Origin of the sequence: Streptomyces sp. NBC_01003, from assembly GCF_045162695.1 — a bacterium.
Classification (GTDB): Bacteria; Actinomycetota; Actinomycetes; order Streptomycetales; family Streptomycetaceae; genus Streptomyces.
Window position 1 is genome coordinate 5,397,024 of sequence record NZ_CP108707.1, and the last position, 18,138, is coordinate 5,415,161.

Here is an 18,138-nt window from a genome sequence, read left to right on the forward strand (position 1 = left end):
CTTGCACTGCTTCGCAGGCTTCGGGGCGCTGCGTCGGGCTCCGCCCGTCGGCCTTTAGTCGCTCGGGGCGAGATGCGCCGGGAATCCGCCGGTCGCGACGGGTCCCCATCGCTCCGGTGTGATCCGGATGATGGACTTGCCCTGCTTGAGCATCGCGGCGCGGTACTCGTCCCAGTCCGGGTGTTCGCCCGAGATGTTGCGGAAGTACTCGACCAGCGGTTCCACCGACTCGGGCGAGTCGATGACCTCCGCGGTGCCGTCGATCTGGACCCACGGGCCGTTCCAGTCGTCGCTCAGGACGACCACGCTCACCTGCGGATTCCGCTTGGCGTTACGGGTCTTGGCGCGTTCGGGATAGGTGGAGACGACGATCCGCCCGGAGTCGTCGACCCCGCAGGTCAGGGGGGAGGCCTGCGGGGTTCCGTCGGCGCGGGCGGTCAGCAGGAGCGCGCGGTGGCGCGGGCGGACGAAGTCGAGCAACTCGTCCAGGGGGACACGGGTGTTGGTCGCGATGCTGGGTGCCATGTCCAGCACCCTACGACTTGAACCGTGCTCGAACCGCTCATGCCTGCGGCAGCGCGTCTCCCTGCACGGCCTGGATGTCCAGCTCCACCTTCAGGGTCGTGCCGATCGCGGAGATGCCCGCCTGGACGACCTGGTTGTAGTTCATCGCGAAGTCCTCGCGCTTCAGCTCGGTCGTCGCCCGGAACGCCGCCCGGGTGCCGCCCCACGGGTCCGCGCCCGTGCCGAGGTAGCTGAGGTTCAGGTCCACGGGCCGTACGACGCCGTGCAGCGTCAGCTCGCCGTGCACCGTCCAGCGGTCGGACCCGGCCGGCTCCAGGCCGGTCGAGCGGAACGTGATCTCCGGAAACGTCTCGACGTCCAGGAAGTCGGGCGTCTTCAGGTGCCCGTCCCGCATGCCGTTGCCCGTGTCGATGGAGGACGCCTTGATGACCGCCTCCACCCGCGACTTCTCCACGTCCTGGGCGATCTCGATGCGCCCGCCGAACTCCGTGAACCGGCCGTGCACGCTCGAAATGCCGAGGTGCTGCGCGACCGCGCCCACCGAGGAGTGCGCCGGGTCGATCGTCCACGGCCCGGGCGGCGGCAGTTCGGCGCCGCCCTGCCGGGCGAGGACCACCGTGCCGACGTCGGCACGGCCGCTCGCCGTCACCATCGCCGTGGACGCCGTCGGCGCGTAACCGACCGCCGTCACGATCACCACGTACGGGCCCGGGGTCAGGGTCACCGCGTCGTGCACGGCCCCCTCGTCGTCGGCCTCGGCCCGCAGCACCTGCGCACCCGTCATGTCGGTCACCGTCACGACGGCGTGCGGCAGAGCCCATCCGTCCCTGGTACGGATCCGCGCGCTCAGTCCCATGCTTCTCCCTTGCGCCGGAAAACCGGCGCCGCTCTCGCGGGCGTGGTCGCCCGCCGCTGGGGTCCTCGACTTGATGGCTGAGGCCCCCTTGGTCGATGGCCCGTAAACGGGCCGGACCCCGGTCCGGTGGCGGCCGGCCGTCCCCTGCCGTAGTGCCGCCACCGGTTCCGGGGTCCTTTTCCCACTACCGGGCCGGGGCGCGTCTCCGCTCGAAGCGCGCCCCGCCCGGGGTCGTCACTCGCCGGGGTGGGCGAGTTCGATGTCGTGGCCCTCGGCGCCGCCGCCGTTGACCGTCAGACCGGTGGCCACCGGCGGGTAGCCGGTCGCGATGACCGTGTACTCGCCGCTGTCCAGGTCGGTGAAGGCGTACGCGCCGTCGTGACCGGTCGTCGCCGTGGCGACCACGTTGCCCGCCGCGTCGACGAGCGTGACCCGCGCGTCGTTCAGCGCACCGCCCGCGGCCCGGACCACACCGGCGACCTGCGCACCGGAGTGCAGCTCGATCTCGACCCGGGTGACCCCGGTGCCGCCGACCTCGACGGGCAGCGCGAGCGGACGGTGGCCCGCCGCGTTGACCGCCACGGTCACGGCGCCCGGGACCAGCTCGGCGAAGGTGAACTCGCCCTGCTCGCCGGAGAGTCCGGTGGCCAGGACGTCACCGCGGACGTCGGTCACGATGACCATGGCGCCGGGGACCGGCAGCTTGCTGTCCACGGACTTCACGACGCCGCTCAGGCCGCTGGTGCCGCTGAGCAGGATGTCGTACGCGACCGGCTCCTCGCCGACGACGACCGTGGAGGCCTGCGGCTGGTAGCCGTCGGCCGAGGCGATCAGGACGTACGAACCAGCGCCGGGGGCATCGAGGCCGTAGGCGCCGTCGCCCTGGGAGACCGCGCGGCCCAGCTGGCGTCCGCCGAGCGAGATCAGCGTGATCGCCGCCTGCGGGACCGGGGCGCTCTCGGAGCCGCGGACGAAGCCGCGGACCGGGGTGCCGCCACCGGTGGACGCCGTCGCCGGGACACTGCCCGCCGTCGTGGCGACCGCCTGGAGACGCTGGGTCGAGCCGTCCGAGGAAGGCGCGGAGACCGCGGCCGCCATGGCCGGAACGAGCTCCTCCGTCTCGGGAGCACCGGCGGCCGCGGCCACCGGCGCTTCAGACTCGGACTCGGCGGCCGGAACGGCCTGGGAGTTCGAGGTACGCAGGGGAATCTCCTTGATGAACAGCGTGGCGATGAGCGCGAGCAGCGCGATCGGAGCGGCGATCAGGAACACGTCCGCGATGCCGTGCCCGTACGAGCTCTCCATGATCGTGCGCAGCGGCGCGGGGAGCTTGTCGAGGTCGGGGATGGCGCCGCCGCCGGTGCCGCCGTGGCCCAGGGCGGCACCCTTGGGGCCGAGGTCGGCGAGGCCGTCCTTGACGTAGTGCGTGATGCGCGTGGCCATGATCGAACCGAGCGCCGAGACGCCCATCGCGCCACCGAGGGAGCGGAAGAAGGTGACCGTGGAGCTGGCCGAACCGATGTCCTGAGGGGCGACCTGGTTCTGGGTGCAGAGCACGAGGTTCTGCATCATCATGCCGATGCCGAGACCCATGAGCGCCATGAAGATCGCGACGTGCCAGTACTCGGTGTCGTAGCGGATCGTGCCGAGCAGTCCGAGGCCCGCCGTGATGAGCACGCCGCCGGAGACCAGCCACGCCTTCCACTTGCCGGTCTTGGTGATGACCTGGCCCGCGACGGTCGACGAGATGAACAGGCCGCCGATCATCGGGATCGTCATGACACCGGACATCGTCGGCGACTTGCCGCGCGCCAGCTGGAAGTACTGGGAGAAGAACACGGTGCCCGTGAACATCGCGACACCCACGAAGAGCGAGGCGATCGAGGCGAGCGTGATGGTGCGGTTGCGGAAGAGCCGCAGCGGGATGATCGGCTCCGCGGCCTTGGTCTCCACGAAGATGAAGATCAGCGCGAGGACGACGGCGCCGCCCACCATCGCGCCGGTCTGCCACGACAGCCAGTCGTACTTGTCGTCGGCGAAGGTCACCCACAGGAGCAGGGTGCAGACCGCGGCGGTGATGAAGAAGGCACCGGCCCAGTCGACCTTGACGTTGTCCCGCTTGACCACGGGGAGCTTCAGCGTCTTCTGCAGAACGATGAGCGCGATGATCGCGAACGGCACACCGACGTAGAAGCACCAGCGCCAGCCGAGCCACGAGGTGTCGGTGATGACGCCGCCGAGCAGCGGGCCGCCGACGGTGGCGACGGCGAAGGTCGCACCGAGGTAGCCGGAGTAGCGGCCCCGCTCACGCGGGGAGATCATCGCGGCCATGACGATCTGCGCGAGGGCGGACAGACCGCCGACGCCGACGCCCTGCACCACGCGGCAGGCGATCAGCATGGACGGGCTCTGCGAGAGGCCGGCCACGACCGAGCCGCCCACGTAGATGATCAGGGCTATCTGTACGAGCGCCTTCTTGCTGAAGATGTCGGCGAGCTTGCCCCACAGGGGCGTCGTCGCGGTCATCGCGAGCAGCGAGGCGGTGACGACCCAGGTGTAGGCGGACTGGCCGCCGCCCAGGTCACCGACGATCTCGGGAAGCGCGTTGGTGACGATCGTCGACGACAGGATCGCGACGAACATGCCGAGCAGCAGCCCGGACAGCGCCTCCATGATCTGCTTGTGCGTCATCGGAGCGCCGCTGCCGGGGGCGGCTGCGCCTCCATGCTTGGCGTGGCTGCCCCGCACACCTGCTGGTGTGGTTGTTGCCATGGGGGTCCTTTACTTACGCGGGTGTACGGGTGGTCTCTTCGGTGGCATCCGGAAGTGCCTGCGCGAGTCGCGGCGTGTATCGGCAGTCGCCGAAGCTGTCGCGGAGCCGGCTCATCATCGCGATCAGCTGCCCGACCTCGTCGTCGGACCAGTCGCTCAACCGGTAGGCGAGCAGTTCGGTCGAACGCTCGGAGAGCAGCTCGATCTGCTTCACGCCCTGGTCGGTGAGGCTGAGGATGCGGGAGCGCTTGTCGGCGGGGTCGGGCGACCGGTCGATCCAGCCGCGATCGGCGACGTGCGCCACGTGGCGGCTGGTCACGGACATGTCTACGGCGAGCAGTTCCGCCAGGCGGCTCATCCGCATCTCGCCGTACCGGCCGAGGAGCATGAGAACCGCGGCCGAACCGGCCGGACAGTCGTGCGGCAGGGACCGCTGGAGGTCTCGTTTGACGGCACCGAAGGCACTGAACTGTCGGGCGAGCTCTTCGTACTGACTCTGCTCGGCCACGGCACCTCCTACGTTCGTTGCTTAGGGCAACCATAGAGACAGTTGGTTGCCGCAGGCAAACGAAAAGGGGTGTACGAGCCTAAAAACCCGGTAAAGGGGAGGGGTTGCACATGTAAAGTCGCAGCTCAGGATGGGTGTGGCGTCCCCCGCACGTATTCGCTAGGGTCCTTCCCCATGGCACACAACCCCCAGGGCCCGGCCCCCGAAGGCAACTACGACCCCGCGGGGAGCACCCAGATGTTCCGCGCCTTCGTCGACGAACCTGCCTCGCCGTCGCGCCAGCAGGCCGCCCCGGCGAAGTCGGGACCCGGCGCCGGTCTGATTCTCGGCATCGTGCTCGCCGTCGTCATCGTGGCCGGCGTGGCCTGGCTGGCCCTCAAGTAGGTCATCGCGGCTCTCGCGCGAGAGCCGTTCACTTCCATTCGACGGAGACGTCGCGCGTCTCCACGTGCATGCCGAGCGGCACCCGCCAGGCGTCGACGCACACGGTCCAGGTCTTCTTCTTCCGCTTCCCCGCGTCGATCGGCGCGGGGAGGTCCTGGGTGGACTCGACGGTGGCCCAGTCGATGCCGAGGGCGCCGATGATGTGCGTCCCGAACGTCACCGTGCCCGAACGCACCGCGGTACCACCGGTGTTGACCATGTCCAGGGTCACGTCCTCGCACCACCGCTTGTCCGCGGCCTTGCGCTCCGGGTCCTCGACCTTCAGGGCGGCGGGCCCGCTCGGGGTGCCGGTGTCCGGGGCGGACGGCGTGGTCGTCGCCCCACCGCCGGAACTGCCGCCGCCGGAGCCGCCCGCGCCGGAGCCGCCGGTGGACGGCGACCCGGACCCGTCGGGCCCAGACGCGTCGGAGCCACCGTCGGTAGGCGCATCCGCTCCGGCCCTGTCGCCCGTATCCCCTGAACTGCCGCTGCCACCGGGGGACTTGTCGCCGCCGGCGCCGCCTTCGGCGCTGCCCGTCCCGCCCTCCGACGGACCCGACGTACCCGGCGGATCCGAGTCGGCCCCGTCCAACGGCACCAGCTCCACATCGCCGGTCGGCGCCACCGTGCGCCCCGGCGTCCGCTCGGGCGTGGCACCGGCCGCGCCGACCGCCACATAACCGTCACCGCCGCCGGAACTCCCGCACGCCGCAAGGAGACCGCCCAGGCAGACCACGGCCGCCGTCGCACCCGTCAGGGCGCCTCGGCGGCCGCGTATCGATGCTCGTCGCATCGCGCCAGTGTGTCTGACGGTCCGTCAATTCGGAACCCCGTCAACGGCACCGGCGGCGCGCGCGGTGCGTCAGTCGGCGATCAGGCCTTCCCTGAGCTGCGACAGCGTCCGCGTGAGCAGGCGCGACACGTGCATCTGCGAGATGCCGACCTCCTCGCCGATCTGCGACTGCGTCATGTTCGCGAAGAAGCGCAGCATGATGATGCGGCGCTCGCGCGGCTGGAGCTTGGCGAGCAGCGGCTTGAGCGACTCGCGGTACTCCACGCCCTCCAGGGCGGTGTCCTCGTAGCCGAGGCGGTCCGCGAGCGACCCCTCGCCGCCGTCGTCCTCGGGCGCCGGGGAGTCGAGGGAGGAGGCGGTGTAGGCGTTGCCCACCGCGAGCCCGTCGACCACGTCGTCCTCGGAGACGCCGAGCACCGCGGCCAGCTCGGGCACGGTCGGCGAGCGGTCCAGCTTCTGGGCCAGCTCGTCGCTCGCCTTGGTCAGCGCGAGCCGCAGCTCCTGGAGCCGGCGCGGCACGCGCACCGACCAGGACGTGTCACGGAAGAAGCGCTTGATCTCGCCGACGACGGTCGGCATCGCGAACGTCGGGAATTCCACGCCGCGTTCGCAGTCGAAGCGGTCGATCGCCTTGATCAGGCCGATCGTGCCGACCTGGACGATGTCCTCCATCGGTTCGTTCCGGCTGCGGAAGCGGGCCGCGGCGTACCGGACCAGTGGGAGGTTCAGCTCGATGAGGGTGTCCCGTACGTAGCCACGCTCGGGGCTGTTCTCGTCGAGTGCGGCGAGCCGCAGGAAGAGGGAGCGGGACAGGGTGCGGGTGTCGATGGCTTCGGAAGCCCCGGATACAGGCGGGCTGTGAAGCACGTCGGGCGCTGACGCGCTCTTGCTGAGCGTGAGCACCTTCGAGCTGCCCTGGACTGCGGACATGCCACCCCCTTGAGGTCGCGGACGGTCGCGGCGGGCGCTCCCGTCTGGAAGGAACGCAGCCTCCACCTGAATACCGGAGGCGGGGCTGCGGCAAACGCGGTTCCAGCAGAATGTCACATGTCGGCAACACGCTGTAGTGACATGTCGACATGGATGGGGTGAATCGGTGCAGGAAAAGGGGGGTGTGGCGGGGAACTGACGTATTTCGGCGGGGAAGTGCCGAGAAAGGCACTCCACTCGTTCTGGTTACGCTTCGATCCTGTTTGCGGATCGGAGCCGCGCGAAGCTTCTGGCCAGCAGTCTTGACACATGCATCTGGGAAACGCCCAATTCCGCGCTGATCTGTGACTGCGTCAGATTGCTGTAATAGCGCAGCAGCAGGATCCGCTGCTCACGCTCGGGCAGCTGAACGAGCAGATGCCGTACGAGATCGCGGTGTTCGACGCCGTCGAGCTCCGGGTCCTCGTAGCCGAGCCGGTCGAGCAGGCCGGGCATCCCGTCGCCCTCCTGGGCCGCCTCCAGCGAGGTCGCGTGGTACGAGCGCCCCGCCTCGATGCAGGCGAGCACCTCGTCCTCGCCGATGCGCAGGCGCTCGGCGATCTCGGCGGTGGTGGGGGTGCGCCCGAACGCCGTGGTGAGGTCCTCGGTCGCGCCGGTCACCTGCACCCACAACTCGTGGAGCCGGCGCGGCACGTGGACCGTGCGGACGTTGTCGCGGAAGTAGCGCTTGATCTCGCCGACGACGGTCGGCATCGCGAACGTCGGGAACTGCACGCCGCGCTCGGGGTCGAAGCGGTCGATCGCGTTGATGAGCCCGATCGTGCCGACCTGGACGACGTCCTCCATCGGCTCGTTGCGGCTGCGGAAGCGGGCCGCCGCGTACCGCACGAGCGGGATGTTGGCCTCGATGAGGGCGGCGCGCACCCTGGTGTGCTCGGGGGTCCCCGGCAACAGGTCCTTGAGCTGGGCGAAGAGGACCTGGGTCAGCGCACGGGTGTCGGCGCCCCGGCTCTTCGCGGGCGGTGCTTGAGGCGCTGTACTGGCCGGCACGGTCAACGCCACCTCTGTCTCCGTCAGCTCGTCCGTCAACTCATCCGTCAAAAGCGGTCATAGCATCACAAGACAGGTGCACTGTGTGCAAGCACCGCATAACTACGTGTTGAAGGGCAAGTTGGGGCATATGGCGCAGAAAGGCCCTTCACCGTTCCGGTGAAGGGCCGCTTGGCCGTGCGATTCGCTCAGAACTCGTAGTCCGCGATCACCCACGTGGCGAACTCGCGCCACTGCGCGACACCCGCCTGGTGGGCCGGGTGCTCGATGTACCGCTGGAGCGCATCGGTGTCCTCGACCGCGGAGTTGATGGCGAAGTCGTAGGCAATGGGGCGGTCGGTGATGTTCCAGTCGCACTCCCAGAACGTCAGCTCCGGGATCTGCTCACCGAGTGCGCGGAAGGCCTTGACGCCCTCGACGACGCGAGGCTCGTCGCGCTGGACGCCCTCATTGAGCTTGAAGAGGACCAGATGGCGGATCACGGGCACTCCTTGCAGACGCTGACGAGGTCGCTCAGTTCCCGCCGCCGTTGACGACCCAGGTCATGAAGTCGCCGATGCTCTGAGCGGCGGACGAGACGCCCTCGAAGCCTATCTGGACGTAGTCCGCGGCCTTGGCCGGGTCGGTGATGATCACGTAGAGGACGAACACGACGACGACGAAGAGACCTATCTTTTTCGTCTGCACCACGCTCTGGCCTCCCCATTGCCCGTATCCCGTGTGACCCCTGTGCCGGGCGTGAGTGTATCCCGGACGTCTGTTCAGCCGGTTATCCGGTTTTCGGCGCCAACGGCCCGGTGGGCGGGGCGTTTTGCCCGATCGGTCTGCGTGCGGCCGGACATGGCGGGACATGCAGAACGCCCCTCTTCTCCGGTGACCCGGGGAAGAGGGGCGTTGTCAGCGGTAGCGGTGGGATTTGAACCCACGGTGACTTGCGCCACACTCGCTTTCGAGGCGAGCTCCTTCGGCCGCTCGGACACGCTACCGAGAGAGATCCTAGCCCAAGTTGGGCCGTGGTCTGAAATCCGTATCCGGGAGGCCCGTCCGGAGCGTTTTCCAGGGGCCCTGGCTAGCGGTCCCGGAAGAAGGAGGTGAGCTGCTGCGCGCACTCGTCGGCGAGTACGCCCGCGATCACTTCGGGGCGGTGGTTGAGGCGCCGGTCGCGGACGACGTCCCACAGGGACCCGGCCGCCCCGGCCTTCTCGTCGCGCGCCCCGTAGACGACCCGGTCGACCCGGGACTGCACGAGGGCGCCCGCGCACATCGTGCACGGCTCCAGGGTCACGACGAGCGTGCACCCCGTGAGCCGCCACTCCCCGAGCGCCGCGGCCGCCCGCCGGATCGCGAGCACCTCCGCGTGCGCGGTCGGGTCGCCGGTCGCCTCGCGCTCGTTGTGCCCCGAGGCGAGCACGGTCGTGCCGTCCGGGGCGAGCACGACGGCCCCGACGGGCACGTCACCGCCCTCGGCGGCGAGCCGCGCCTCCCGGACGGCGAGGCGCATGGCCTGCCGCCAGGGATCGCGTACGGGGTCCGGTGCCTGGTCTGCGGTGCTCACGGGCGGAATGTAGCCGACCGCGGCCGGCACCGGCATCGTCGTGGAGAAATGGGCAAATGGTGGACGGGCGGGACCTATCGGACCGTTTCGAGGACCTCCGCCGCTCCCAGGACCTCGGCGATCTCGCTGAGGGCGTCGTTGGTGTCGAGGGCGAGGAGCTCCTTCTCGGAGACTCCGAGGTCGGCGAGGATCAGCCGGTCCCCGATCGGGCCCGGGGGCACGGCCTCGGCGGCGGGATCCGCCGCGTCGTCGTCCCCGGCCTCGTCCTCGTCGGCCGGGTCGGGCTCGCCGTCCTCGGTCCCGTCGAGATCCAGGGCGTCCAGCTCGTCCTGGTCGGGATCCTTTCCGAGCAGTTCGTCGGTGAGCAGGATCTCGCCGTACGAACTCCGGGCGGCCGCGGCCGCGTCGGAGACGTAGATGCGAGGGTCCTCCTCACCGTCCACACGGACGACGCCGAACCAGGCGTCCTCCTGTTCGATGAAGACGAGCACTGTGTCGTCCTCGGCACCGGCCGAGGCTTCACGGGCCAGGTCGGTCAGATCCGACAGGGCCTCCACGTCGTCGAGCTCTGTATCGCTCGCTTCCCACCCGTCTTCGGTGCGCGCGAGCAGTGCGGCGAAGTACACCGTGACTCTCCCACTGGTCTCAGGTGTGCCGGTTGGGGTTCCCCCCGGCGGACTCGGGAGGCGGGGTGTGCAGTTCCGAGCCCCGCCCAATCGGAATCGTGGCAGAAACCATCGCTTCAGGAGAGGTCTTCCGCCCGCTGTGTTCGCGCGGCGTCACCAGCGGAACGTGCGCATGCGCCTCTGCTGCCGCCTTCGTGCCGCCCCGGCACGGCGTGGCCGGACCCGGTCGCGCAGCCCGCGCGCCCCCGCGAGTTCCCGCAGGAAACTGGGCTCGGAGCCGTCTGCGCCCGTCCTCGGCGTCCTCCGGCTCCGGGTCCTGTCCCCGGTCGTGCCGGCCCTGATCCGGCGTAGGCGCACCGCTCCGGTCGGTCCTTCCGGCTTTCCCTCCGATGGCGGGTTTGATGCCAGCACGAGGGCGCCCCGGACCCGGTTACTGTTGAGGACATGCGGATCCACGTCGTCGACCACCCGCTGGTGGCGCACAAACTCACCACGCTGCGCGACAAGCGCACCGACTCCCCGACCTTCCGGCGCCTCGCCGACGAGCTGGTCACCCTGCTCGCGTACGAGGCCACCAGGGATGTGCGCACCGAGCTGGTCGACATCGAGACCCCCGTCTCGGGCACGACCGGCGTGAAGCTCTCCTACCCGCGGCCCCTGGTCGTGCCGATCCTGCGGGCCGGTCTCGGCATGCTCGACGGCATGGTGCGGCTGCTGCCGACCGCCGAGGTGGGCTTCCTCGGCATGGTGCGCGACGAGGAGACGCTCCAGGCGTCCACGTACGCGACGCGCATGCCCGACGATCTCTCCGGGCGGCAGGTCTACGTCCTCGACCCGATGCTGGCCACCGGCGGCACGCTCGTCGCGGCGATCCAGGAGCTGATCAAGCGCGGCGCGGACGACGTGACGGCCGTGGTGCTGCTCGCCGCCCCCGAGGGCGTGGAGATCATGGAGCGCGAGCTCGCCGGTACGCCGGTGACGGTCGTGACGGCCTCGGTCGACGAGCGGCTCAACGAGAACGGTTACATCGTCCCGGGCCTCGGCGACGCGGGCGACCGGATGTACGGGGCGGCCGAGTAGCCACCCCGTAAGGGCTCTCGTTACTTCAGTTCAGTTCAGCAGTGCTTCTTCGACGTGGCGGACGTCGGTGAGGGCTTGGCCAGCGCGGCCAGGGCCTTGTCGGCGTCCGCCTTCGTCGTGAGCTGCTTGAACGCGGTGCCGATGATCAGGTCGACCTCGGCCGGCTTGGCGCGGGTGTCGGTCTTCAGCTCGGCGCCGGCGAGCTGCGTGCCGAGGACCGGCAGCGCCGCGTCGGTGGCGGCCCTGGCGCCGAGCAGCAGCCCGGGGCCCTTGACCTTCTTGTCGTACGCCTTCGTCGCGTTGCCCACGTCGCCGATGGCGAAGCCACGCTTCTTCAGCTCGTCCGCCGTCTGCTTGGCGAGGCCGCTGCGGGGCGTGGCGTTGAAGACGTTGACCGTGACCTGGCCGGGCTTCGGCAGGATCTTCGGGCTCGCCGAGGGCGACGCCGAGGTCTTCTTCCGGCAGTCGCCGGTGGCTCCCGCGGCCGAGGCCTTGTCACCGCCGCCGGTGAAGACGTCGATCAGCTGCAGAGTGCCCCAGCCGATCAGGCCGACCGCCACGACGGAGGCGACGACGGCGAGCACGATCCTGCTGCGCCCGCGGCTCCGGCGCATACGCGGATATTTGTCTCCCGTGATGCGGTACTTGCCGCCCATGCCGGGGGGAGTGAGCATGCTCATGGGCGCAGCGTAGTGCGCCCCGGCGGTGATTCCTACTAAATGATCATTGGCCCACGCCGGGGACTACCCGAAAGGGTCAACGCGGGCCCGCGGCCCGCGGCTCAGCCCAGCTCGAGGACGCGGGCGTGCAGCACCTGACGCTGCTGGAGCGCGGCGCGCACGGCGCGGTGCAGACCGTCCTCGAGGTACAGGTCGCCCTGCCACTTCACGACGTGCGCGAAGAGGTCGCCGTAGAACGTCGAGTCCTCGGCGAGGAGCGTCTCGAGGTCGAGCTGGCCCTTGGTCGTCACGAGCTGATCGAGGCGGACCGGGCGCGGCGCGACGTCCGCCCACTGCCGGGTGCTTTCCCGGCCGTGGTCGGGGTACGGCCGGCCGTTTCCGATGCGCTTGAAGATCACACGGAAAGCCTACCGGGCCCGGCTCTCCGGGCGCAGCCATGGAGACGGAGTGCGACGCTGGGAAATGACGCCCTAAACATGGGCAAACCGGGAACACTCAATCCGGGGACAGGGGCCAGAAATGAGTGACAGTGAGCCGATCCCGGCTGGGCCGGCGAATGCGAAGCCTTCATCAGGGGTAGACGCGGGCGCCGGGTTGACGCCCGGAACCGCCGCTTCCTCAGCCCCGGGCGGGACAGGTGACGCTTTCCCCACCGGGACCACCGCCCCCGAGCCCGTCACCACGGCCCCCGCTCTCCCCGCCCCCGCCCTGGAGATCGCCGCCGGGTACGCCTTCGCCGGGCCCGCCCTCGATCTCGGCGCGCTCGTGTGGGACGGCCAGTGCCTGCCGGACGCGCAGATCCGGATTCCGCTGGGGATGCTCAACCGGCACGGCCTCGTCGCGGGCGCCACCGGCACCGGCAAGACCAAGACGCTCCAGCTCATCGCCGAGCAGCTGGCCGCGCAGGGCGTCCCTGTCTTCCTCGCCGACATCAAGGGCGACGTCTCCGGCATCTCGGCCGCGGGCGAGCCGAGTCACAGGGTGTCGCAGCGGTCGGCCGAGGTCGGTCAGGAGTGGCGGGCGACCGGCTGTCCGAGCGAGTTCTACGCGCTCGGCGGCATCGGCCCCGGCATCCCCCTGCGGGCCACCATCACCGGCTTCGGCCCGGTCCTGCTCTCCAAGTGCCTCCAGCTCAACCAGACGCAGGAGCAGTCGCTCGGCCTGATCTTCCATTACGCGGACCAGAAGGGCCTCGAACTCGTCGACCTCAAGGACCTGCGCGCGGTCGTCACGTTCCTCACCTCCGACGAGGGCAAGCAGGAGCTGAAGACCATCGGCGGGCTCTCCACCACGACGGCGGGGGTGATCCTGCGCGCCCTGACCGCGTTCGAGCAGCAGGGCATGGGCGACTTCTTCGGCGAGCCCGAGTTCGACAGCAGCGAGCTGCTGCGCACGGCCCCGGACGGCCGCGGCCTGGTCTCCGTACTCGAACTGCCCGCCGTGCAGGACAAGCCGCATCTCTTCTCGACGTTCCTGATGTGGCTGCTCGCCGATCTTTTCCAGGACCTTCCCGAGGTCGGCGATGTGGAGAAGCCGAAGCTGGTCTTCTTCTTCGACGAGGCGCATCTGCTCTTCAGCGGCGCGTCGAAGGCGTTCCTGGAGGCGATCACGCAGACCGTGCGGCTGATCCGGTCCAAGGGCGTGGGCGTGTTCTTCGTGACTCAGACGCCGAAAGACGTGCCGTCCGACGTCCTCGCCCAGCTGGGCAACCGGGTCCAGCACGCGCTGCGCGCCTTCACGCCCGACGACCAGAAGGCGCTGAAGTCGACCGTCAGGACGTTCCCCCACTCCGCGTACGACCTCGAGGAGTTGCTGACCTCGCTCGGTACGGGTGAGGCCGTGGTCACGGTGCTGAGCGAGAAGGGTGCGCCGACGCCGGTCGCCGCGACCCGGCTGCGGGCGCCCGAGTCGCTGATGGGGCCCATCGACGCGGCCGCGCTCGACAAGGCCGTGAAGGCGTCGGTCCTGTACTCGCGCTACGCGAACGCCGTCGACCGTGAGTCCGCGTACGAGAAGCTGACGGCCCAGGAGGCCGAGACGCAGGCGCGCAAGGACGCCGAGGCGCAGGCCGCGGAGGCGGAGAAGGCGGCGAAGGCGGAGAAGGCGGCGGCGCGGGGTTCTGGGGGGCGTGGGAAGCCCAAGGAGGACGCGTCGGTCGTGGAACAGGTGGTGGGCAGCGGGATCTTCAAGTCGCTCGCCCGGTCGGTCGGTACGCAGTTGGGGCGGGAGATCTCGCGGTCGCTGTTCGGGACGCGGCGGAGGTAACGGTCTCGGTGGTGGTCCCGGTCCCGCGGGTGCGGGGCCGGGACCTTTGTTGTGCGGGCGGCTCAGGTGCGGTCCCGCGGGTCCGTGTCCTGTGCCTTGTCGTCGGTCGGGGGCGTGGGCTTCGGGGTCTCGCGTGCGGGGCGTACGGCGTGACCGTCGCGTACCGCTTCGGCGCGCAGGAGGGCGCGCAGGACCGCGTAAGGGTCGATGGGCATGAGGGTGTCGTCCTTGTCGTGCGTGGGGGGTGTGCAGGCTCGGTCCGCCGGGAGGGCGGAGCCGGACTGTCAGCAGCGCAGGACGACGCAGCGCAGGACGTTCAGGGAGTTGAGGGTGGCGCGGGGCGCACGGGGGCGCGCGGGTGGCGCGGAAGGGCGCGCGGGGAGCACGTGGGTGGCGCGTTCGGCGGGGAGGCGAGTGGCGTGCCCCGTCGGCAGGCGCAGCGCGGTGTCGGGGGCGTCCTGGTGGAGCTCGCCGGGTTCGGTGGAGGAGGACGCGGCGTGCGTGGGCGCGGCCTCGGCGCACGGGACCGTGGACGCGAACGCCGTGCCGAGCAGGGTGAGGAGGACGAGCAACGTCCGGGCCCACGCGGGCCGTCGCGCGGTGCGGCGGCCCGCGCCCGATGGGGAGGCGCGCGTGCTCATGGACGTAAATGTCCCCCGATGGCGCCCCGAAGACGATCAACGCAGACGAGATCCGCCCTCATGGGCTACGGGACGCGGCGTGTGCTGACGCGCGGCGGGTCCTACTTCGGGTCCTGCTTCCCCGCGGCCTTGGCCGCCTTCGCCGCCGCCTTCATCTCCTGCTTGTGCGCCCGTACCTTCGTGAGCGACTCGGGTCCCGTGATGTCGGCGACCGAACGGAAGGACTTCGCCTCGCCGTACGCACCCGCGGCCTCGCGCCAGCCCTTGGGGCGCACCCCGAGCTGCTTGCCGAGCAGGGCCAGGAAGATCTGGGCCTTCTGCGTGCCGAAGCCGGGCAGGTCGTTGAGGCGCTTGAGCAGTTCCCTGCCGTCCTTGACGCCTTCCCAGACGGCGCTCGCGTCCCCGTCGTAGTGCTCGACGAGGTACTGGCACAGCTGCTGGATCCGCTTGGCCATCGAGCCGGGGTAGCGGTGCACGGCCGGCTTGGCGGACAGGAGCTCGGCAAAGGCCTCGGGGTTGTACGAGGCGATCTCGTGCGCGTCGAGATCGTCGGCGCCCAGGCGCTGGGCGATCGTGTGCGGGCCCGCGAACGCCCACTCCATCGGTACCTGCTGGTCGAGCAGCATGCCGACGAGCGCGGCCAGGGGGCTGCGGCCGAGGAGAGCGTCGGCGTCCGGCTCCTGGGCGAGGTGAAGAGTGACGTCCATGTGTCGATGATCGCGCGGCGTGGGCCGGGACGCACCCCTTTCTGGCTTAGGTTAGGCTTCCCTAATCTGTAAGGCGGGTGAGGGCGGGGCGGGGAAAGCGTGAGCGTCGAGGTCTACCGGGACGAGTGGGGCATACCCCACCTCCGTGCCGACAGCGCGCGGGAACTGGCCCACGCCCAGGGGCGCAACGCCGCCGCCGACCGGGCCTGGCAGGTCGAGGTCGAGCGGCACCGCTCGCAGGGCACCTCGGCCGCCTTCCTCGGCCAGGAGGCGGCCGGCTGGGACCGGTTCGCCCGGCAGGCCCGTATCGACGACACGGCCCGGCGCTGCTACCGCGCGCTCGACGAGGAGACGCGCGGCTGGCTCGACGCGTACGTCGCCGGGGTCGACGCCGGACTGCGAGAACTCGGGGGCGCCGCACCGGAGTTCGCCCGCGCCGGCCTCGAACCGGGCCGCTGGCAGCCCTGGACCCCCCTCGGCGTCTGGCTGTCCACGCACATCCTGTTCACCGGCTTGCCCGGCAAGCTCTGGCGCGACGAGGTCGTACGCCGCATCGGGCCCGGAGCCGTCGGCCTCTTCGCCACGGACGGCCCCGGCACCTCCGGCAGCAACGGCTGGCTCGTCACCGGCGACCGCACCGCCACCGGCGGCCCCCTGATCGCCGGCGACCCGCACCGCTACATCGAGGACCCGGGCGTCTACCAGCAGATACGGCTCGCCTGCCCGGATTACGACGTCGTGGGCCTCGCCGTCCCCGGCGTGCCCGGCATCGGCCACTTCGGTCACACCGGCACCGTCGCCTGGGCGATCACCAACGCGATGGCGGACTACCAGGACCTGTACCGCGAGCGGCTGCGGCGGCTCCCGGACGGCGGCGTGGAGGCGTTCGGGCCCGACGGGTGGCGGCCTGCGTTTCGCAGCGTGGAGACCTTCGAGGTGGCGGGCGAGCGGCCGCGGGAGGTCGAGGTGGTCGAGACCGAACGCGGGACGGTCGTCATCGGCGGACCCGACGAGGGTGAGGGCATTGCACTGCGCCAGCCACCGCGCGTACGCGAGGACTTGGGCTTCGCCGCGCTGCCCGCCCTGCTCCGCGCCCGCACCGTCGCCGACGTGGACCGGGCCTTCGACCGCTGGGCCGAGCCCGTCAACGTCGTCCAGGCCGCCGACACCGAGGGCGGTCTCCTGCACCGCGTCGCGGGCGCCGTGCCCGAGCGCGACCCCGAGAACCTGCTCCGCGTCGTCCCCGCCCACGAGCCCCGGCACGGCTGGCGCGGCCTGCGCGAGCTGCCCCGCGAGCCGGTCGGCACCGTCGCGGTCATGGCGAACCAGCGGGGCCTGGCCGCGCCCCTCGGCATCGAGTTCGCGCCACCGCACCGGGCCGACCGCATACGGGAGTTGCTCGACGCGCGGGAGGTGTGGACGGCGCCCGGCATGGCCACCGTCCACACCGACACCCGCCTCGCCTCCGCCCGCCCGCTGCTCGACCTGGTGGCCCGCCTCGGCGGCCTCGGCCCCGAAGCGGCGGCACTGAGGAGGCGGCTGCTCGCCTGGGACCGGCACATGGACGCGGACAGCGCGGACGCCGCCGCGTACGCGCGGGTGCGGGCGGCGGTCGTACGGAAGCTGGCCGCGCACCCCGCGTTCGCGCCGCTCACGGGGATGGGGGAGGCGTACCCGGAGGTCTTCCGGCCGTGGCTGGCCCTCGCGCCGCGCATCGCGTACGCGCTGGAGACGCTGCTGACGACCAGTCAATTCCCTGATGTGGACCGGGAGCTGGTCGTCCGCGAGGCGGTCGAGGAAGCCGCCGGGGACACGGCGACCGGGGAGACCTGGGGCGACCGGCACCGGCTCGCCGCCTGGCGGGCACTGCCTGACGGCGATGAGACCGGTCCGGGCCTGCCCGGCGACCACGACTGTGTCCTGTCCACGTCGAGCGTCCCCGGCGTCACCGACCTCAGCGCCCGCGGCCCGGCCGCCCGCTACGTGTGGGACGTCGCCGACCGCGCGAACAGCCTGTGGGTGGTTCCGCTCGGCGCCTGCGGAATCCCCGGCTCGCCGCACCGCCGCGACCAGCTCCCCCTGTGGCTGCGGGGGGAACTGGTCCCCGTGGTCACGGACTGGACCCGCCTCACCAGAGAAGACCACCCTCATCAGAAGGAGCACCGCGTGTACGAGCAGACCGTCGAAGGGTTCGGCACCGTCCGCGTCAGCCCGGTCGACCCCGCCGCCGACCTCGACGTGCTCCACGGCTGGGTACGCGAGGAGCGCGCCCGGTTCTGGGGCATGGAGGGCGCGAGCCGCGAGCAGGTGCGCGAGACGTACGAGCACCTCGACTCGCTCACCACGCACCACGCCCACCTCGTCCGCCTCAACGGCGAACCCGTCGCGCTCTTCCAGACGTACGAGCCCGAGGCCGACCGGGTCAGCGAGTGCTACGAGGTCGAGGACGGCGACATCGGTGTGCACTTCCTGATCGCCCCGGCCACGGACGGCGCCGTCAGCGGCTTCACCGGAGCGCTCATGACCGTCCTCATCACGTACGCGCTCGAAGGGCACGGCAAGCGGCGGATCGTGGTCGAGCCCGACGCGCGCAACGCGAAGGCGGTCGCGCTCCTGGAGCGCGCGGGCTTCGAACTCGGCCCCGAGATCGTGCTCCCGGAGATCGACCTGCCGGAGGTGTTCCTCCCTCAGAAGCGCGCCCGGATCGCGTTCCTCAAGCGCTGACGG

The 18,138-nt window shown here is 70.8% G+C and carries 20 protein-coding genes and 1 tRNA gene; 4 read left to right on the forward strand and 17 right to left on the reverse strand.

Features of this window, described 5'->3' with window-relative positions:
- Nucleotides 1–54: 54 nt before the first annotated feature.
- The 4 genes from OG698_RS24730 to OG698_RS24745 form a co-directional block, all read right to left on the reverse strand.
- Nucleotides 55–525 carry a PPOX class F420-dependent oxidoreductase gene (locus tag OG698_RS24730; protein ID WP_406105489.1) on the reverse strand — a complete coding sequence of 157 codons (471 nt, stop codon included), beginning with the start codon at nucleotides 523–525 and terminating at the stop codon, nucleotides 55–57.
- 37 nt (nucleotides 526–562) lie between these two features.
- Nucleotides 563–1,381, reverse strand: coding sequence for a YceI family protein (locus tag OG698_RS24735; protein WP_399969292.1), 819 nt, complete (start codon nucleotides 1,379–1,381; stop codon nucleotides 563–565).
- A gap of 234 nt (nucleotides 1,382–1,615) precedes the next feature.
- Entirely contained in the window at nucleotides 1,616–4,153 is a 2,538-nt protein-coding gene (locus OG698_RS24740) for an MFS transporter (protein WP_406105492.1), read from the reverse strand.
- 13 nt (nucleotides 4,154–4,166) lie between these two features.
- Nucleotides 4,167–4,661: a MarR family transcriptional regulator gene (locus tag OG698_RS24745; protein WP_366120696.1), complete on the reverse strand. Its 495-nt coding sequence runs from the start codon at nucleotides 4,659–4,661 to the stop codon at nucleotides 4,167–4,169.
- A gap of 174 nt (nucleotides 4,662–4,835) precedes the next feature.
- Between OG698_RS24745 and OG698_RS24750 the strand changes: the two genes are divergently transcribed.
- Nucleotides 4,836–5,045, forward strand: coding sequence for a hypothetical protein (locus tag OG698_RS24750; RefSeq protein WP_100599127.1), 210 nt, complete (start codon nucleotides 4,836–4,838; stop codon nucleotides 5,043–5,045).
- Nucleotides 5,046–5,073: 28 nt separating this feature from the next.
- Here OG698_RS24750 and OG698_RS24755 read toward each other — a convergent pair whose 3' ends face one another.
- The 8 genes from OG698_RS24755 to OG698_RS24790 all read right to left on the reverse strand — a co-directional run bounded on the left by OG698_RS24755 (nucleotide 5,074) and on the right by OG698_RS24790 (nucleotide 10,038).
- The gene (locus OG698_RS24755) at nucleotides 5,074–5,877 is read right to left on the reverse strand and encodes a hypothetical protein (RefSeq protein ID WP_406105493.1); all 804 of its coding nucleotides are present in this window, start codon (nucleotides 5,875–5,877) and stop codon (nucleotides 5,074–5,076) included.
- Nucleotides 5,878–5,946: 69 nt separating this feature from the next.
- Nucleotides 5,947–6,807, reverse strand: coding sequence for an RNA polymerase sigma factor SigF (locus OG698_RS24760; RefSeq protein WP_100599125.1), 861 nt, complete (start codon nucleotides 6,805–6,807; stop codon nucleotides 5,947–5,949).
- Between the two features lie 246 nt (nucleotides 6,808–7,053).
- Nucleotides 7,054–7,869 carry an RNA polymerase sigma factor SigF gene (locus OG698_RS24765; RefSeq protein ID WP_356277391.1) on the reverse strand — a complete coding sequence of 272 codons (816 nt, stop codon included), beginning with the start codon at nucleotides 7,867–7,869 and terminating at the stop codon, nucleotides 7,054–7,056.
- A 176-nt stretch (nucleotides 7,870–8,045) separates the two neighbouring features.
- A complete protein-coding gene (locus tag OG698_RS24770) occupies nucleotides 8,046–8,339 on the reverse strand; it encodes a Dabb family protein (RefSeq protein ID WP_406105495.1) in 294 nt (97 codons plus the stop codon).
- Nucleotides 8,340–8,370: 31 nt separating this feature from the next.
- Nucleotides 8,371–8,547, reverse strand: a complete 177-nt coding sequence (locus OG698_RS24775) for a hypothetical protein (RefSeq protein ID WP_100599122.1) — start codon at nucleotides 8,545–8,547, stop codon at nucleotides 8,371–8,373.
- 211 nt (nucleotides 8,548–8,758) lie between these two features.
- Nucleotides 8,759–8,843: transfer RNA gene (locus OG698_RS24780), tRNA-Ser, on the reverse strand.
- 83 nt (nucleotides 8,844–8,926) lie between these two features.
- Nucleotides 8,927–9,448: a tRNA adenosine(34) deaminase TadA gene (gene tadA, locus OG698_RS24785; RefSeq protein WP_406105496.1), complete on the reverse strand. Its 522-nt coding sequence runs from the start codon at nucleotides 9,446–9,448 to the stop codon at nucleotides 8,927–8,929.
- A 38-nt stretch (nucleotides 9,449–9,486) separates the two neighbouring features.
- On the reverse strand, nucleotides 9,487–10,038 hold the full coding sequence (locus tag OG698_RS24790) for a hypothetical protein (RefSeq protein WP_100599120.1): 552 nt from the start codon (nucleotides 10,036–10,038) through the stop codon (nucleotides 9,487–9,489).
- 444 nt (nucleotides 10,039–10,482) lie between these two features.
- Between OG698_RS24790 and upp the strand changes: the two genes are divergently transcribed.
- On the forward strand, nucleotides 10,483–11,118 hold the full coding sequence (gene upp / locus OG698_RS24795) for a uracil phosphoribosyltransferase (RefSeq protein ID WP_100599118.1): 636 nt from the start codon (nucleotides 10,483–10,485) through the stop codon (nucleotides 11,116–11,118).
- A gap of 35 nt (nucleotides 11,119–11,153) precedes the next feature.
- On the opposite strand, the gene OG698_RS24800 is transcribed toward upp, so the two are convergent.
- Nucleotides 11,154–11,798 (reverse strand): LytR C-terminal domain-containing protein, encoded by a 645-nt coding sequence (locus OG698_RS24800; RefSeq protein WP_406105498.1) that lies wholly within the window; start codon nucleotides 11,796–11,798, stop codon nucleotides 11,154–11,156.
- A 101-nt stretch (nucleotides 11,799–11,899) separates the two neighbouring features.
- Nucleotides 11,900–12,196 (reverse strand): type II toxin-antitoxin system VapB family antitoxin, encoded by a 297-nt coding sequence (locus OG698_RS24805; protein WP_003955420.1) that lies wholly within the window; start codon nucleotides 12,194–12,196, stop codon nucleotides 11,900–11,902.
- Nucleotides 12,197–12,317: 121 nt separating this feature from the next.
- Between OG698_RS24805 and OG698_RS24810 the strand changes: the two genes are divergently transcribed.
- Nucleotides 12,318–14,063 (forward strand): helicase HerA-like domain-containing protein, encoded by a 1,746-nt coding sequence (locus OG698_RS24810; RefSeq protein ID WP_406105500.1) that lies wholly within the window; start codon nucleotides 12,318–12,320, stop codon nucleotides 14,061–14,063.
- Between the two features lie 62 nt (nucleotides 14,064–14,125).
- Here the strand turns inward: OG698_RS24810 and OG698_RS24815 are convergent, their stop codons facing one another.
- The 3 genes from OG698_RS24815 to OG698_RS24825 all read right to left on the reverse strand — a co-directional run bounded on the left by OG698_RS24815 (nucleotide 14,126) and on the right by OG698_RS24825 (nucleotide 15,411).
- On the reverse strand, nucleotides 14,126–14,278 hold the full coding sequence (locus OG698_RS24815; RefSeq protein ID WP_383088789.1) for a hypothetical protein: 153 nt from the start codon (nucleotides 14,276–14,278) through the stop codon (nucleotides 14,126–14,128).
- Nucleotides 14,279–14,347: 69 nt separating this feature from the next.
- Nucleotides 14,348–14,704, reverse strand: a complete 357-nt coding sequence (locus tag OG698_RS24820) for a hypothetical protein (protein WP_406105502.1) — start codon at nucleotides 14,702–14,704, stop codon at nucleotides 14,348–14,350.
- A 101-nt stretch (nucleotides 14,705–14,805) separates the two neighbouring features.
- Nucleotides 14,806–15,411, reverse strand: a complete 606-nt coding sequence (locus OG698_RS24825; protein ID WP_406105503.1) for an HhH-GPD-type base excision DNA repair protein — start codon at nucleotides 15,409–15,411, stop codon at nucleotides 14,806–14,808.
- A gap of 99 nt (nucleotides 15,412–15,510) precedes the next feature.
- Here OG698_RS24825 and OG698_RS24830 point away from each other — a divergent pair, with 99 nt between their 5' ends.
- Nucleotides 15,511–18,135, forward strand: coding sequence for a GNAT family N-acetyltransferase (locus OG698_RS24830; RefSeq protein WP_406105505.1), 2,625 nt, complete (start codon nucleotides 15,511–15,513; stop codon nucleotides 18,133–18,135).
- Nucleotides 18,136–18,138: the final 3 nt, after the last annotated feature.